This window comes from Virgibacillus siamensis (assembly GCF_900162695.1).
GTDB classification, from domain to species: domain Bacteria; phylum Bacillota; class Bacilli; order Bacillales; family Amphibacillaceae; genus Lentibacillus; species Lentibacillus siamensis_A.
Genome location: NZ_FUIH01000007.1, coordinates 1,763,646 through 1,779,348, shown reverse-complemented (window position 1 = coordinate 1,779,348; position 15,703 = coordinate 1,763,646). Strand labels below are relative to the sequence as shown.

General features: G+C 40.5%; 17 protein-coding genes. 15 read left to right on the top strand and 2 right to left on the bottom strand.

What is annotated here, in order from left to right; all coding sequences use genetic code 11:
• Window positions 1–81: 81 nt before the first annotated feature.
• Window positions 82–717: a tRNA (guanosine(46)-N7)-methyltransferase TrmB gene (gene trmB, locus B1K71_RS12775; protein ID WP_077327601.1), complete on the top strand. Its 636-nt coding sequence runs from the start codon at window positions 82–84 to the stop codon at window positions 715–717.
• Window positions 718–785: 68 nt separating this feature from the next.
• The gene (locus tag B1K71_RS12770) at window positions 786–1,640 is read left to right on the top strand and encodes a YtnP family quorum-quenching lactonase (protein ID WP_077327598.1); all 855 of its coding nucleotides are present in this window, start codon (window positions 786–788) and stop codon (window positions 1,638–1,640) included.
• A 47-nt stretch (window positions 1,641–1,687) separates the two neighbouring features.
• Here the strand turns inward: B1K71_RS12770 and B1K71_RS12765 are convergent, their stop codons facing one another.
• Complete coding sequence (locus B1K71_RS12765) at window positions 1,688–2,002, bottom strand: PepSY domain-containing protein (protein WP_077327595.1); 315 nt, start codon at window positions 2,000–2,002, stop codon at window positions 1,688–1,690.
• A gap of 170 nt (window positions 2,003–2,172) precedes the next feature.
• Between B1K71_RS12765 and B1K71_RS12760 the strand changes: the two genes are divergently transcribed.
• Both B1K71_RS12760 and B1K71_RS12755 read left to right on the top strand, forming a co-directional pair.
• On the top strand, window positions 2,173–3,240 hold the full coding sequence (locus B1K71_RS12760) for a M42 family metallopeptidase (protein ID WP_077327593.1): 1,068 nt from the start codon (window positions 2,173–2,175) through the stop codon (window positions 3,238–3,240).
• Between the two features lie 64 nt (window positions 3,241–3,304).
• Entirely contained in the window at window positions 3,305–3,808 is a 504-nt protein-coding gene (locus B1K71_RS12755) for a DUF84 family protein (protein ID WP_077327590.1), read from the top strand.
• A 23-nt stretch (window positions 3,809–3,831) separates the two neighbouring features.
• Here the strand turns inward: B1K71_RS12755 and B1K71_RS12750 are convergent, their stop codons facing one another.
• Window positions 3,832–4,272, bottom strand: a complete 441-nt coding sequence (locus tag B1K71_RS12750; RefSeq protein ID WP_077327587.1) for a YtoQ family protein — start codon at window positions 4,270–4,272, stop codon at window positions 3,832–3,834.
• Between the two features lie 178 nt (window positions 4,273–4,450).
• On the opposite strand from B1K71_RS12750, the gene B1K71_RS12745 reads away from it, so the two are divergent.
• The 11 genes from B1K71_RS12745 to ccpA all read left to right on the top strand — a co-directional run bounded on the left by B1K71_RS12745 (window position 4,451) and on the right by ccpA (window position 15,670).
• Window positions 4,451–4,996, top strand: a complete 546-nt coding sequence (locus B1K71_RS12745) for a hypothetical protein (protein WP_077327584.1) — start codon at window positions 4,451–4,453, stop codon at window positions 4,994–4,996.
• Between the two features lie 104 nt (window positions 4,997–5,100).
• Entirely contained in the window at window positions 5,101–5,418 is a 318-nt protein-coding gene (locus B1K71_RS12740) for a thioredoxin family protein (RefSeq protein ID WP_077327581.1), read from the top strand.
• Between the two features lie 17 nt (window positions 5,419–5,435).
• Window positions 5,436–6,239: a DUF1444 domain-containing protein gene (locus B1K71_RS12735; RefSeq protein WP_077327578.1), complete on the top strand. Its 804-nt coding sequence runs from the start codon at window positions 5,436–5,438 to the stop codon at window positions 6,237–6,239.
• A 13-nt stretch (window positions 6,240–6,252) separates the two neighbouring features.
• Entirely contained in the window at window positions 6,253–6,855 is a 603-nt protein-coding gene (gene ytpR, locus B1K71_RS12730; protein ID WP_077327575.1) for a YtpR family tRNA-binding protein, read from the top strand.
• 113 nt (window positions 6,856–6,968) lie between these two features.
• Window positions 6,969–9,383: a DNA translocase FtsK gene (locus tag B1K71_RS12725; protein WP_077327573.1), complete on the top strand. Its 2,415-nt coding sequence runs from the start codon at window positions 6,969–6,971 to the stop codon at window positions 9,381–9,383.
• Window positions 9,384–9,523: 140 nt separating this feature from the next.
• Window positions 9,524–10,642, top strand: a complete 1,119-nt coding sequence (locus B1K71_RS12720; RefSeq protein WP_077327570.1) for a nicotinate phosphoribosyltransferase — start codon at window positions 9,524–9,526, stop codon at window positions 10,640–10,642.
• Between the two features lie 110 nt (window positions 10,643–10,752).
• On the top strand, window positions 10,753–12,075 hold the full coding sequence (gene murC, locus B1K71_RS12715; RefSeq protein ID WP_077327568.1) for a UDP-N-acetylmuramate--L-alanine ligase: 1,323 nt from the start codon (window positions 10,753–10,755) through the stop codon (window positions 12,073–12,075).
• Between the two features lie 295 nt (window positions 12,076–12,370).
• On the top strand, window positions 12,371–12,778 hold the full coding sequence (locus B1K71_RS12710; RefSeq protein ID WP_077327565.1) for a DUF948 domain-containing protein: 408 nt from the start codon (window positions 12,371–12,373) through the stop codon (window positions 12,776–12,778).
• A 17-nt stretch (window positions 12,779–12,795) separates the two neighbouring features.
• Window positions 12,796–13,203, top strand: coding sequence for a YtxH domain-containing protein (locus B1K71_RS12705; RefSeq protein WP_077327563.1), 408 nt, complete (start codon window positions 12,796–12,798; stop codon window positions 13,201–13,203).
• Between the two features lie 290 nt (window positions 13,204–13,493).
• Window positions 13,494–14,567 carry a bifunctional 3-deoxy-7-phosphoheptulonate synthase/chorismate mutase gene (locus tag B1K71_RS12700; protein WP_077327560.1) on the top strand — a complete coding sequence of 358 codons (1,074 nt, stop codon included), beginning with the start codon at window positions 13,494–13,496 and terminating at the stop codon, window positions 14,565–14,567.
• Window positions 14,568–14,674: 107 nt separating this feature from the next.
• Window positions 14,675–15,670 carry a catabolite control protein A gene (ccpA, locus tag B1K71_RS12695; protein ID WP_077327557.1) on the top strand — a complete coding sequence of 332 codons (996 nt, stop codon included), beginning with the start codon at window positions 14,675–14,677 and terminating at the stop codon, window positions 15,668–15,670.
• Window positions 15,671–15,703: the final 33 nt, after the last annotated feature.

The following is a 15,703-nucleotide window of genomic DNA, read 5'->3' as shown; positions in this document are numbered from 1 at the left end:
CCTAAATCACCTCAGCTGATAGTGTTGACAATATTTAATTTTAATATGCTTGAATGATGAAAATGAAAGAAGGTGTTGCAGTTGCGACAGCGGAATAAACCATGGGCAGATGATTTTTTAAGGGAAAATGCGCATTTTATAATACCCGATCCCGCTTCTAAAAGAGGACGATGGGCTGATGTTTTCGGTAATTCCAACCCGATTTTTGTGGAAATTGGGACAGGGAAAGGCCAGTTTATAGCCGGAATGGCAAAACAATATCCGGATGTCAATTTTATTGGAATTGAATTGGCCAAAAGCGTAATCGTTACCGCGGCTCAGAAAATAATGGAGACAAATCCGGACAATATTTTACTCATTAATGAGAATGCGGAAGAACTCGAATCCATATTTGCCAATGATGAAATTGCGCAGCTTTATTTAAATTTCTCTGATCCATGGCCTAAAAACCGACACGAAAAAAGACGTTTAACGTATTATACTTTTTTGAAACGATACCGGAATGTGCTTCAGGAAAACGGGGAATTAATTTTCAAAACGGATAACAGAGGGTTGTTTGAATATTCACTTGTCAGCTTTTCTGAGTTTGGCATGACGTTTAAGGAAGTAAATTTAAACTTGCATGCCATTGAAGATCCCATGAATGTGATGACCGAATACGAGGAGAAATTTTCCGCAAAAGGACAAACCATCTATCGATGCCGTTCGGTATTCTAATGCATGTTTGTTTACATGGATATCCTCCTTTCGCTAAACTAACAGTATAGGCAAAGGAGGATGAAATAATGGAGACATTGCAGGTTGGAAGGGCAAAACTGACTTGGCTGAATGGAGGCGTCAACTTCCTTGATGGCGGAGCGATGTTCGGTGTTGTTCCTAAAGCATTATGGAGTAAAAAGTATCCGAATAATGATAAAAACCAGATTGAATTAAGAACTGACCCGATTTTACTTCAACTGGACGGCAAAAATTATTTGATTGATTCCGGAATGGGGAATGGGAAATTAACCGATAAACAATTACGGAATTTCGGTGTGCTGGAACAGTCATCACTTGAAAAGTCACTTGCTGAAAAGGATCTGACTGTTGATGATATTGATGCAATGCTTATGACGCATCTTCATTTTGACCATGCTTGCGGGCTTACTAAAGTAAGCGGTGATACATATGAGCCGGTATTTAAGGATACACCGATTTATGTTTCGCAGGTGGAGTGGGATGAAATGCGAAATCCTAATATCCGCTCGGTGAATACGTATTGGGAAATGAATTGGAAGCCAATTCAAGAACAGGTTCAGCCGTTTAAAGATGAACTGCAAATTGCAGATGGTTTGAAGATGATTCATACAAGCGGACATAGTGATGGTCATGCAATTCTGGTATTTGAAGATGGGGATGATACATTTATCCACATGGCTGATATAATGCCGACACATGCTCATCAAAATAAATTATGGGCACTAGCCTATGATGATTATCCGGTCACTTCTGTTCATCAGAAAGAAAAGTGGATGGATTTTGGGTATCGTAAGCAGGCTTGGTATACGTTTTATCATGATGCATACTTGCGTGCAGTCAAATTTAACACAGAAGGCAGGCGGGTTGATCAGGTTGAGAGAGAAAGATATGATTATAAATAACGGAAAAAGCCATCTGACAATAGATGGCTTTTGTTCTTTAAAATATGTTATGCGGTTTGTACTGCGCCGATGACAGCACCGGTTTCGATATCCACGTAGAATTCAAATTGCTTGTTTTCGCCGTCGATATTACGGGTGACGCCACCGCGGTATGCGTTATACAGTAAACCGTTTTTCTCTACTTCCTCAGGTTTCATATAAATCCATGAACCACTGATTGGGCCTTGTTTTTTAAAAGACTCTTTTGCCTGTTTCAATGCTTTTTCCGGGGTTATTTTTTGATAATTGTCCAGCTGCTGTTTAGCCAGATATCCGACTGCTACTCCCATTCCGGCTGCAAGTACTGCTTTTTTTACACTCATTTCATTCACCTCTATACTAATTTATTCCAATGTAAATGGTTATTCACTTTAAATTTAAGTATAACTCAAAAATAAAAAAATAGAAACTGATTGCTTACATAACTGATTGGTGGAAAGCATATCATGTTTTCGTTTATACTAATTATATACTTTTAGATGGGGGTATACATATGAAGCAGGAAACATTGGATATGTTTAAAACGTTGACTGAACTACAGGGAGCGCCGGGGAATGAACATCCGGTTCGTCAGTTTATGAAACAGGAGCTGGCGAAATACTCAGATGAATTGATTCAGGACAACCTTGGCGGAGTTTTCGGGGTTAAAAAAGGGGAAGGCCCGCGTGTAATGGTAGCCGGTCATATGGATGAAGTAGGTTTTATGGTAACGAAAATTACTAAAAACGGAATGATTCGTTTTCAGACACTTGGCGGCTGGTGGAGCCAGGTGCTATTGGCACAGCGTGTGCAGGTTATGACAGAAAACGGTCCGGTTATTGGAGTGATTGGATCGATTCCGCCGCATAATCTAACACCGGAGCAGCGCAAAAAACCAATGGAACTTAATAATATGTTAATTGATATTGGTGCAGACGACCAGGAAGACGCTGAAAAAATCGGTATCAAACCCGGACAGGCCATTTTACCGATTTGCCCATTCACTCCAATGGCAAACGATAAAAAGATCCTTGCGAAGGCGTGGGATAACCGTTATGGCTGCGGGCTAACCATCGAACTGTTGAAAGAATTAGAAGGTGAGAATCTGCCAAATGAATTATATTCAGGTGCAACGGTGCAGGAAGAGGTCGGTTTACGTGGAGCACAAGTTGCTGCTAATATGATCAAACCAGATATTTTCTACGCGCTGGATGCTTCTCCGGCTAATGATATGTCCGGTGATGACAAAGAATTCGGTCAGCTTGGTGAAGGTGCCCTGCTTCGGATTTTTGACCGCTCGATGATCACCCATCATGGAATGCGGGACTTTATACTGGATACTGCTGAATCAAATGATATTCCATATCAGTATTTTATCTCCCAGGGTGGAACGGATGCCGGTCGTGTGCATTTATCAAATAATGGTGTACCATCTGCTGTGGTTGGAATTTGCTCACGTTATATTCATACAGCTGCTTCCATTATTCATGTAGATGACTATCAGGCTGCAAAAGAACTGATTGTTAAATTAGTAAAAACAACCGATAAGGGTACACTGGAAACAATTAAGAAGGCAAATTAATATTGTAGTGCTGCTGTCACGTGTGATGGCAGCATATTTTTTCTAACAAACATGAGGTGTCTGAATGAACATACTAATTGGATCGGAAAACCCGGCAAAAATTGAACCTGTCCGCTTTGTGTTTCATACCGACAATGTGTCCAGCATCGAAGTTCCATCAAAGGTTAGTCCACAGCCTTCAACAGATGAGGAAACCCGTCGCGGTGCAATTAACAGGGCATTCCAATGCGCGCAGCAGCAATGCGATATTGGTATTGGGCTGGAAGGCGGAGTCATGGAGATGGGCGGTCAGCTTTATGTAACGAATTGGGGTGCACTTTCAGATGGTGAAAGTATGGTCACAGCCGGTGGAGCAAGAATACAGCTTCCAAATGAATTTAGCACTGAACTTAAGCGTGGCTTGGAACTGGGGGACATCATGGATGAATACGCAAAACAAAAAAATGTCCGGAAACATAAGGGGGCAATCGGAATTTTCACAAATGAACTGGTTTCACGACAAGAGATGTTTATCCATGTAGTGAAACTGCTGAAAGGGCAGTATGAATATAAAATGGTTAAAAAATAAGCAGCGGGCAACCCGCTGCTTTCCTATTCATAAATATAAGCCAATACATCAAGAGCCTGGTCAACGGTTTCAACGGTAACATTCGCTTTATTGGATAACTCTTTCAACGGATGTATGAGTGATTCAGGCCGGACAATAATTGTTGGTTTGTCCAATGATATTGCTGCACTGGCATCCATTGCGGTATTCCATTGCTTATAACTTTCCCCGAACAACGCGATAACAGCGTCGGATTTTTGCATCAAAACCTGGGTCCGGAAATTATTGATGTCGGATGCTTTATCATCTTTAACTAATTTGTTGGGCTGTTCCCCAAGAATATCTTCCCCAACATTATCGGACCGTTCATGAATCGTTTGCGGCGATACAAATGTGATTGGCAGGCTTTTTTCTTTTGCCTTGGCTTTTACCTGATCACGCCAGTCATCATGAATTTGTCCTGCCAGGTATACGGTTATCTCCATTCATAATCCCTCCAATTATCTCTTTATATTCCATGTTATCGTTTTTATTAAACTTCGCAAGCAATTGGACTGAATCGTTCTGTTTTACTGGAAAAACATACTGCTTGTAATATTCAAAAATCCTAGTATTATAAAAGGGGAAAATTGTACAGTTGTACTATTTTAGGGGGAAGCGAAATTGAAAATCAAACGTATTGCGATAATTGCTGCCGTTTGTTTTCTTGCAACCGTTCTATCCGGATGCAGCTTGCAATCGGAGGAAGAAGCGGTTCAGAAAGCGGAAAAATCAGCAAAAAGGGTCTTTACTTCAAATAAAATGGTGGAAACGAATCATAAACTGGAAGGTTTTTCACTCTATCTGCCCGAACGGATGGAGGTCAAAGAAGCAAGTAACAGCAATGTGATTCTGGAAGATGGGGGTCAAACCTATATTGTTTTCTACAACAGTCTCGAAGGAGCAACAAGCAAACTAGGCTATAAAGCGGCTGAAAAAGATTCGGCATTGCTGCTGGAGTCATTTGAGGATGATGAAAAATTTGGTTATATCCGCATTCTTTCACATAAACAAGAAGATAATTATGAATTGCAGGTAGGTGTCGGTGGTGTGAAAATCACCACGTATACATCAAAGGGTCAATTGGACTCGGACTCGGAGGACCTCATGAAAGTGGCGAAATCAATATCAGGGTCCAACACAACGACCGCTACCAATGTGAAAAAATAACCGAAAACCAGCCGGGCAGAAGTAAATGTTCGGCTGTTTTTTTAACGTTTCAGAATTGATTCATACTGCAAACAAAGATATGATGATGATGGAGGATGATGAAAATGAAATCAATTGAATCGATAGAAGAATGGAATCAACTGACAAACAATGGAAATGTTATAGCGCTTTTTACTGCAGGCTGGTGTCCGGATTGCCGGATAATTGAACCGGTCTTGCCGGAAATTGAAGCAAAATATCCGGAATATACGTTTTTGGAAGTTGACCGGGATCAGTTTATTGATTTGTGTGCAGAAAACGACATCTTTGGGATTCCAAGTTTTCTTGCGTATAAGGACGGAAAAGAATCAGGAAGATTTGTGAGCAAGGATCGGAAAACCAAGGAAGAAATAATGACCTTTATTAATGGACTTCCAAGATAGAAAGGAGGTTGAATGAATTGAAAATGACAAGCATCAAAATGAAAAAAATTCTCGAAGAACGTTTGGCGCGTCCTGAATTCAAGACTTCCTACAACAGGGACAAGGATACGTACCGGATTGCCTGGAAGGATTCAAATCGTGGAATGACGATTACATTGCCAAATGTGGTTGCTAAATATAATGAACATGGTGATCAAGCAGTTGATGAATTGGTAGAACATGTTTTAGAGGCGCTTCGGATTATGAATGAGGAGCATCAGTTGACCGGGATGGAAAAAAATATTTATCCGGTTATACGGGCTGCCTCATTTGCAACTACCACAAAATCGGGAAAGAAACTTGTCTGCAAGGACCATACAGCTGAAACCAGGATATATTATGCCCTTGATCTTGGGAAATCATATCGGCTGATTGATGAAGGCATGCTTGAAAAAGAAGGATGGTCACATGACCGTATTGATGAAATTGCGACATTCAATGTTCGTTCACTTGATAATGAATATAAGAAAGATACTGTCGCAGATAATGATTTTTATTTTATTGCTAAACAGGACGGATATGATGCAAGCCGTATTTTAAATGAAGCGCTTCTGGAAGAGATGAAGGTGAATAGCAAGGGTGAATTGGCTGTTGCCGTACCACATCAGGATGTGCTCATTTTTGCGGATATCCAAAACAAGATGGGGTATGATGTACTTGCCCAAATGACGATGAAATTTTTTGCGGAAGGCAGAATTCCAATTACGTCACTTCCGTTTATCTATGAAAATAAAGAACTGGAACCGGTATTTATACTTGCGAAAAACCGGCCGACAGAATAAAAGGATGGTTTAAATGGATGTTTTTTATAATCCGGATGGAATCGGTGATGTACTGATTATTCCTCTGGAGAATGCCGATCGATATGAAGTGAAACATGAAGACATTGGAGATATTACGAAAATAACGAAAAAAGACGGGGAAGTAATCGGGTATAATATTTTCCATGCCTCTGCCAATTTAAAGCTCTCCGGCAACGGAAAAATAACGTTGACGGAAGTATTGCTTGATCAGTTAAAGGATGTTTTCCGCAAATATGGAGTGCATGATTCATTGGAATTCGATTTGCGTCCAAAATTTGTTGTAGGGTATGTTATGTCGAAAGACGCCCATGAAAATGCAGATAAGTTAAGTGTTTGCCAAGTTGATACCGGAGATGAAACATTGCAGATTGTCTGTGGTGCACCAAATATTGATGCTGGTCAAAAAGTGGTAGTTGCCAAAGTTGGCGCCACAATGCCAAGCGGAATGAAAATTAAACCGACAGAATTACGCGGGGTTCCTTCGAATGGTATGATATGTTCACAGAAGGAGTTAGGACTGCCTGATGCGCCAAAGGAAAAAGGGATATATGTCCTTGAAGATTCATTCCAGGCAGGCGAGCCGTTTGAATTTTAAAAACATGGCAACCTGAGTCTAAGGACAAGGGTTGCCTTTCATTTTTTCCTACAAAAACTTAAAAAACCTGATAAACTAGTAGTATCTATTATTTTAGAAATGAGTGAAACGATATGTGGGATCAATTTAAAAAGAAAATTAATGACTTTCTTTTTGTTGAGATAGAAGAGACAGAAGAGGTAAATGAACAGCCAACAAGGAAAATTGATCACAGAAATCATCAAAAAGATAATATTAAGGCTAAGATAACGTATCAATACCCGGAAAAAAAACCATTCCGTTTTCCTGTAATACCTGACCGGCCAAAACAGGAGAGAACGGAAGATATTCCTGCTTATGCCCGAAAGAAAGAGCGGCATATTTCGGGAACAAATTACCGAAAGAAGGAACGACATTTTCAGGAAACAAATGCCCGGAAAGAGGAACGGCAAATTCCTGAAAGATACGGCCGGCAGAGGGAACGCCATATTCCAAAAACAAATACCAGAAAGATGGAAAGGCATATTCCGGAATCAAATATTCAAAAGAAGGAATATCGGCAACCGGAAAAACAAAGGAAAAAGGAAAATGATTTTTATTCCAAAAAACCGTTTGAGCCGACACCGGTTCCTTCACCAATCTATGGTTTTCATGATCGCTGGAAAGAAAGAGAGAACAATCCGATTTCGTCACACCAGCCTGAAATTCAAGAAACGGAAAATACACAGCAAGCGGAAGCAGTTACAGATACAACAAATACATATTCAGAGGAAATGGAAGATAAGACGAAACCATTGCAAAAACCAGCTGTGGCAGAAGAACATGGAACGGATGAGGGTGTTTATCCAAATACAGAGTATGAGGCAGATACAAGCCGGGCTTTGAACCAGGAAGCTGAAAATGAAGCGGCAGCCACCCAGGACATAACAACTGTTACAGAGAATAAAGAGGAAGAGGCTCCCTTAAAGCCCGTTCAAAAATCGAAGCCTGCGGGCAAGCAGCATAAAATACGTCCTGATCGAAAAAAGGATAGGGGAAAAAATACGGGTCAGAAGCCTTTACCTTTTAATGTGATGATGTCAGCCAATGATAAACGCAGGCACCATGAGCGAAAAATAAGACGTGATCCAAAGCCCGCAGCTGAATTGAAACCTAAAACAATACCATATCATTTATTGAATGACCCAGTGAATAAGACGGATCAGGATCAGATATGGATGAGAGAAATGCAGGAGTTACTGGAAAAAACGCTAAAACATTTTAATGTTCGTGCCAAGGTGGTAAACACTACACAGGGCCCATCTGTTACACGATTTGAAGTACAGCCTGAAATGGGTGTCAAAGTAAGCAAGGTAAAAAATCTCAGTGATGACCTGAAATTGAACATGGCTGCTAAAGACATACGTATCGAAGCGCCGATACCAGGAAAAAATACTATAGGCATTGAGATTCCAAACCGGAACCCGCAACTTGTCGGACTACAGGAGATTTTCGAAAGCGACAGTTTCCGGCACAATAATTCTCACCTTACTGTCGGACTTGGGCTGAGTATTGAAGGAAGTCCGCTCATTACTGATATCCAGAAGATGCCGCATGGGTTGATCGCCGGTGCAACAGGCTCTGGTAAAAGTGTTTGCATCAATACGATTTTAATCAGTCTGCTATACAAAGCGAGCCACAAAGATGTTAAGTTTATGCTGATTGATCCAAAAATGGTTGAATTGGCACCATACAATGGTATTCCGCATCTTATATCACCGGTTATTACAGATGTGAAGGCAGCAACAGCGGCATTAAAATGGGCAGTTAATGAAATGGAAGAAAGATATGATAAATTTGTAACGGAAGGCGTTCGGGATGTAGAACGATACAACAAGAAAATGGTCAGTCAAAACCGGATAGAAGAAAAACTTCCTTATATGGTTATCGTTATTGATGAACTGGCAGATTTGATGATGGTGTCACCACAGGACGTGGAGGATGCAATTTGCCGGATTGCTCAAAAAGCACGTGCTTGCGGAATCCATCTTTTGCTTGCGACACAGCGGCCATCGGTGGATGTTATTACCGGATTGATTAAAGCCAATATCCCGACACGAATTGCGTTTAGTGTGTCCTCTCAGGTGGATTCAAGGACGATAATGGATACAAACGGTGCAGAGAAATTGCTCGGAAAAGGTGACATGCTGTTTGTGGAAAATGGTGCTGGAAAGAGTATACGACTGCAGGGAGCATTTGTTTCCGACGAAGAGATTGAACGGGTAACTGATTTTGCACGGAATATTGCTGAACCGGAATACGCTTTTGAACAGGAGCAGTTACTGGAACAGATTTCTCATGATGATCACGAAGATGAGTTGCTGCAGGAGGCAATCGGGTTCGTTGTCAGACAGAACAGTGCAAGTACATCACTGCTGCAGCGGCATTTTAAAATTGGTTACAATCGGGCAGCGCGTCTGATGGATTCTATGGAGTCAAGAGGTATTATTGCACAACAAAACGGCAGTAAACCTCGTGAAGTACTGATTTCCGAAGCGCAAATTGAATAGGATAGAACTGCGGATTTTACTGATAGCATACTCGTTTTTCCTGACAGAACGATTAATTTTCTTGATAGAATGTGGGAATAAAATTATCATATGACCGAAGACACTTTTGAAATCAATATGATTAAGAGGAGACAACCGTTATGAAAGAAATTGAGCAAAAGCTGAATGGTACGATTAAGCGGCTGACAAACAAAACATTTAAATTTGATGATCGTATTAAAGAGGGCTGGTTTTCAGCTGTATATTTTTTGAAAACAAAGGAGATGGCTGAGGAAAAACTTCCCAATAACCATGTTACGATGCAATTTTTCCAAAAAAGCAGCAATGCCGTATTATGCGGTACAGATGAAGCCATTGCTCTGGTACATACTTTTGCAGAACAGCCTGAAACACTTGAGATACATTCATTAAAAGATGGCGATAAAATCAGCCCTTATGAAACAGTTCTGACCATATCAGGATCGTATCAGCAATTCGGTTTTTTGGAAGGAATTATTGATGGTATTCTGGCCAGAAGAACATCGGTTGCAACGAATGTATATAATGTGGTAAAAGCGGCCAGTTCTTCAGGAAAACGAAAGCCAATTATTTTCATGGGTGATCGGGATGATCATTATACGCAGCAGGCTGGTGACGGGTATGCAGCTTTCATCGGCGGATCCACTGCACAGGCTACACATGCCATGAATGAATGGTGGGGCAAACATGGAATGGGAACGATGCCGCACGCAATGATTCAGATGTTCCGTGGAGACGTAATTGCCGCAACGGAGGCATATCATGAAATGTTCCCGGAAGATGATCTGGTAACGCTTGTTGATTATAATAATGATGTTATTACAGATTCATTAAAAGTAGCCAAAGCATTTGGAGATGACCTTAAAGGTGTCCGTATTGACACATCAAGAACATTGGTTGATAAGTATTTTTTGCGAAATCATCACTTAATGGGAACTTTCGACCCGCGTGGCGTTAATCCGGAACTGGTATTTGCATTAAGGAAAGCGCTGGATGATGATGGTTTTTCACATGTGAATATTGTTGTGACCGGCGGATTTAATGAGAAACGCATTCACGAGTTTGAAAAGTTGGGTGTGCCAGTTGATATGTATGGTGTCGGCAGAAGCCTTCTGCAAATAAATATCGGGTTCACAGGAGACAATGTGCTGCTCAACGGGACCCGTGAGGCAAAAGAAGGTCGTATGTACCGGCCAAATCCATTGATGGAACGTGTTGAATATTGCCCTCAGGAGAAATAACAACATGTAATTTATTTTACAGTGGCGAGAGTTTTGCTATAATGATTGAAGTGACTATTGAGAAGTAACGAATATAAAGGTTTTTATATATTTTTTGGAGGTTCTTTTTTATGACAACTTACCATTTTATTGGTATCAAGGGGACCGGGATGAGCGCACTTGCCCAAATACTTCATGATTCAGGGGAAAAGGTGCAGGGTTCCGATGTGGAAAAACGTTTTTTTACACAGGAAGCATTGGAAAAGAAAAATATCCCGATTCTTCCTTTTGCAGAAAGCAACATCAAAGAGGGGTTAACCATAATCGCCGGGAATGCATTTTCTGATGAGCATCAGGAAATAAAAGAAGCGAAGCGACAAGGTTTATCTTTTTACAGATATCACGAATTTTTAGGGGAATGGCTTAAACAGTTTACCAGTATTGCTGTAACAGGCGCACATGGAAAGACATCAACTACTGGTCTGCTGGCACATGTTTTAAATGAAACTTATCCGATCTCTTACTTAATTGGCGATGGTACCGGAAAAGGGCATGTAGACAGCAGGTATTTTGCTTTCGAGGCGTGTGAATACCGCCGCCATTTTTTGCGGTATGAGCCTGATTATGCAATCATGACCAACATTGACTTTGATCATCCGGATTATTACACAAGTATTGATGATGTCTTTAAAGCATTTCAGTCAATGGCAGAGAAAGTGAAAAAAGGGATCATTGCCTGTGGTGATGATGAACAATTACAGAAAATCCAGGCAAAAGTTCCGGTTGTTTATTACGGATTTGCCGAAACAAATGATTTTCAGGCACAAAACGTAAGGGAAACAGACAACGGAACTGAATTTGATGTATTTGTACGTAACACGTTTTATGATACGTTCCAAATTCCAATGTATGGGGATCATAATATTCTTAATGCATTGTCTGTGATTGCGATTTGCCATTATGAAGATATGAAGGCTGATGATATCAAGGCACTCAGTACGTTCCAGGGCGTAAAGCGCCGATTTACGGAAAAGAAAATTGGTGATCAGATTTTAATTGATGATTATGCACATCATCCAAAAGAGATCACAGCAACTATTGATTCTGCGCGCAAAAAGTATCCGGGAAAATCCATAACTGCAATTTTCCAGCCGCATACATTTTCGAGAACGAAAACTTTTTTACAGGAATTTGCAGATAGTCTTTCCAATGCTGACAATGTCTATTTATGCGATATTTTCGGGTCTGCCCGTGAGGATAGCGGTAAGCTTACCATTCATGATTTACAGGAACGGATAGAAGGAAGCGCCATATTGGAATTGTCCAGTACGGAATTACTGCGCGAGAACGAAGATAGTGTGCTGATTTTTATGGGAGCAGGAGATATTCAGAAGTTTCAGCAGGCTTATGAAGAGCAACTTTCTCTGTCCGAAAATAACAGATTGAATGCGTAAGAGCCTTGGATGAAGGGCTCTATTTCGCATTTATAATAATTTCTTGCAAATCGGTGGTAATTCCAAGGTTCGGTATTTGCCTCTCGACTGCAAGTTAACTCTCAGCTTTTTATGCTCAATCCGGAGCATTAAAAGTGCATTATTGTTTAGTTGACTGGTACAAGCAGTCAACTGGTATGTTATGATATGTTTATGTAATGTTATTTAGGGAATGTGTAATAAAAATATTTTCATCTTTTGTGACAAAAATGATTCCGCATTAAATGTCATAGGATTCGAAGGAGCTGAATTACCAGTGGAGAGTTTGTTGTATATCGCAGCAATAATCGTTGCAGTGGCTTTTGCCGTACTTGTTGTTTATTTAATTATTACACTAAAAGCGGCAAAGCAAACGATGAATAATGTTGGAGGAACATTGGACAGCCTTGAAAAACAAATGCAGGGCATAACATCCGAAACATCTGCCTTGTTGAATAAAACCAATAAACTGGCTGACGATGTAAATGAAAAATCGACAAAATTAGATGGACTATTTGAAGGGATTAAAGGAATTGGCGAAACGGTTAAGGGTGTTAATGGTTCATTAAGCAAATTATCGAAGAGCATTTCCAATTCCGCTTCCGAAAATCAGGATCAAACATCACAGGTTATGCAATGGGGAAATAAGGCAGTCGATTATTTGAAAAGGAAGAAAAATAAATAAGAACGGAGGAAGGTTATATGGGAGAGAGCAACATTAACAGTAAAGACTTTCTGATTGGAACGCTTATTGGCGGATTCGTTGGTGCAGCTGCGGCTTTATTATTTGCACCAAAAGCAGGTCATGAACTGCGGGGAAATCTGAATGATGGTGCAACACAGCTAAAAGGGCGTGCCGGTACATGGAAGGACGCCGCATATGAAAAGGGCTCCGGCTTGAAAGATATGGCATATGAAAAGGGCTCAAATCTAAAGTCAAAAGCTGCAGACTCAAAGGAAAAATTCACTCAAAAGACGCAGGAATTGACCAAAAATGTTCAGGGAAAATGGAATGAGCGGAAAAATCAGGAGACTGCCGCAGAGGAAGCAGCAGAAGAACTCGCAGATGCAATTGAAGAGGCGGCAGAAGAAGCAGAAGATAATAAATAAGGGAAAAAGATCTGCACGTGAATTAACGCTGCAGATCTTTTTTTGATTAGAAAACAATTTGTCTGAAAAAAATTTTTAAATGTAAAAAACTGGCACTCTTACTGCAAATCTGTATTTGATAACAGATGAAGCGCTTACATCAAATAGCCTGATATGATTGGCTTTTTAAAAACCCAGATTTTTAAAATTTCCTGATGACAAAGCCACATAATTTCGTTATAATAGTTTCTAATTATTAAAAATTGGCCTATTTCAATCAGGTAAAAAGATAGAGTTCAGGAGGGGTAAAAATGAGCCAAAATGAATTGGAACAACTGCGTGAGAATCTTGACAGGATTAATATGGAGTTGCTGGATCTTATCATTGAGCGTGGGAAAACAGCACAACAAATCGGTAAAGTGAAAAATAAACAGAGCATTAAGCGGTTTGATCCGGTCAGAGAACGGAAAATGCTTGATAAACTTTCCGAAAAGAATAATGGACCATTTGACAATTCCACGATTGAACATATTTTTAAAGAGATTTTTAAAGCAAGTCTGGAATTGCAAGAAGATGATCACCGAAAAGCTTTACTGGTTTCCAGAAAAATGAAGCCTGAGGATACGGTTATCGACATTAAAGGGGAAAAGTTCGGTGATGGGAACACGCATAATATTTTCGGACCATGTGCGGTGGAAAGTTATGATCAGGTTGCAGAAGTAGCCAAGGCAATTAAACGCAATGGAAATAAACTGTTACGGGGCGGCGCATTCAAACCAAGAACTTCTCCATATGATTTCCAAGGTCTTGGACTGGAAGGTTTGCAAATTTTGAAGAAGGTGGCAGATGAGTTTGATCTCGCTGTCGTCAGTGAAATTGTTAACCCAGCCCATATCGAAGAAGCGGCCGATTATATTGACGTCATTCAAATCGGTGCACGCAATATGCAAAACTTTGAATTGTTAAAAGCTGCAGGGGAAGTTGATAAGCCCGTGTTGCTGAAACGCGGTTTGTCAGCAACTATTTCAGAATTCATTAATGCTGCTGAATACATCATCTCCCGTGGCAATGGAAATATTATTCTTTGTGAGCGTGGTATTCGTACGTATGAAAAGGCTACTAGAAATACACTTGATATTTCTGCGGTGCCAATTCTTAAACAGGAAACACACTTGCCGGTTATGGTTGATGTCACACACTCAACGGGACGCAGGGATATATTGCTGCCAACCGCAAAGGCAGCCCTTGCAATCGGTGCTGACGGGGTGATGGCGGAGGTTCACCCTGATCCAGCAGTTGCATTATCCGATGCTGCCCAACAGATGGATATCCCGACATTTGATACGTTTAACAAAGAATTGGAAGCATTTTCGAATCGCAAGTAGCTGATTTAAGGCTGATCTATTTACGATCAGCCTTAAATTTTTTGTGTTTTTTTTCCCGGTAAAGTATGATATATGCATAGGAACCGTATTTATGGAGGTAGATTAGCATGAACATAACAATTTATGATGTGGCAAGAGAAGCAAATGTATCGATGGCAACAGTATCAAGGGTAGTTAATGGAAATCCAAATGTAAAGCCTGCAACCCGTAAAAAAGTGCTGAACACCATTGAACAATTGGGATACAGGCCGAACGCCGTTGCCCGCGGACTGGCCAGTAAAAAAACGACAACGGTCGGGGCGATCATCCCGGACATTTCCAGCATCTTTTTTGCAGAACTTGCGAGAGGTATTGAAGACATTGCAACGATGTACAAGTACAATATGATCTTAAGTAACTCTGATCAAAACAAAGACAAAGAACTGCAGCTCATTAATACGATGCTGGAGAAACAGGTTGACGGTATTCTTTTTATGGGCGGTAACATTTCCAAAGAACATGTGGACCAATTCGAAAGTTCATCAATCCCGGTTGTTCTGGCAGCTACGTACGATGAAACAGACACAATTCCATCCGTTAATATCGATTATGAAGTAGCTGCTTACGAAGCCACCTCATTCTTGATTGATAATGCGAATGATAAAATTGCATTCATTTCCGGACGGGAGGATACGCTGATTAATCAGCAAAAATATAAAGGGTATCTGCGTGCGTTACGGGAAAAATCAATCAATATTGACGATAATTACATTCTGGAAGGTGACTATACCTATAATTCAGGAATAAAGGTTGTAGAAGAACTGCTCGCACTAGAGAACAGGCCGACAGCAGTTTTCGTGGCATCTGATGAAATGGCACTGGGCGTTATTCACGGTGCACAGGATAAAGGCTATAAAGTACCTGAAGATCTGGAAGTATTCGGATTTGATAATACGAGACTGGCAACAATGGTTCGTCCGACCCTGTCAACAATAGTCCAGCCTATGTATGATATTGGCGCGGTTGCTATGCGACTGTTGACGAAATTTATGAATAAAGAGGAAGTCGACGAGAAAAAGGTTGTTCTTCCACACCGAATTGTGCAAAGAAATTCAACAAAGTAATCATCTATGAAAGCTAATAAACGGAGAGATGAA

Excerpts from the sequence above, each read along its gene's own strand:
- B1K71_RS12740 (WP_077327581.1), top strand. The coding sequence starts at position 5,101 with ATGAAATCAATTGAATCGATAGAAGAATGGAATCAACTGACAAACAAT.
- B1K71_RS12725 (WP_077327573.1), top strand. The coding sequence starts at position 6,969 with ATGTGGGATCAATTTAAAAAGAAAATTAATGACTTTCTTTTTGTTGAG.
- murC (WP_077327568.1), top strand. The coding sequence starts at position 10,753 with ATGACAACTTACCATTTTATTGGTATCAAGGGGACCGGGATGAGCGCA.
- ccpA (WP_077327557.1), top strand. The coding sequence starts at position 14,675 with ATGAACATAACAATTTATGATGTGGCAAGAGAAGCAAATGTATCGATG.
- B1K71_RS12705 (WP_077327563.1), top strand. The coding sequence starts at position 12,796 with ATGGGAGAGAGCAACATTAACAGTAAAGACTTTCTGATTGGAACGCTT.
- B1K71_RS12760 (WP_077327593.1), top strand. The coding sequence starts at position 2,173 with ATGAAGCAGGAAACATTGGATATGTTTAAAACGTTGACTGAACTACAG.
- B1K71_RS12770 (WP_077327598.1), top strand. The coding sequence starts at position 786 with ATGGAGACATTGCAGGTTGGAAGGGCAAAACTGACTTGGCTGAATGGA.
- B1K71_RS12765 (WP_077327595.1), bottom strand. The coding sequence starts at position 2,002 with ATGAGTGTAAAAAAAGCAGTACTTGCAGCCGGAATGGGAGTAGCAGTC.
- B1K71_RS12755 (WP_077327590.1), top strand. The coding sequence starts at position 3,305 with ATGAACATACTAATTGGATCGGAAAACCCGGCAAAAATTGAACCTGTC.
- B1K71_RS12700 (WP_077327560.1), top strand. The coding sequence starts at position 13,494 with ATGAGCCAAAATGAATTGGAACAACTGCGTGAGAATCTTGACAGGATT.
- B1K71_RS12720 (WP_077327570.1), top strand. The coding sequence starts at position 9,524 with ATGAAAGAAATTGAGCAAAAGCTGAATGGTACGATTAAGCGGCTGACA.
- B1K71_RS12750 (WP_077327587.1), bottom strand. The coding sequence starts at position 4,272 with ATGGAGATAACCGTATACCTGGCAGGACAAATTCATGATGACTGGCGT.
- ytpR (WP_077327575.1), top strand. The coding sequence starts at position 6,253 with ATGGATGTTTTTTATAATCCGGATGGAATCGGTGATGTACTGATTATT.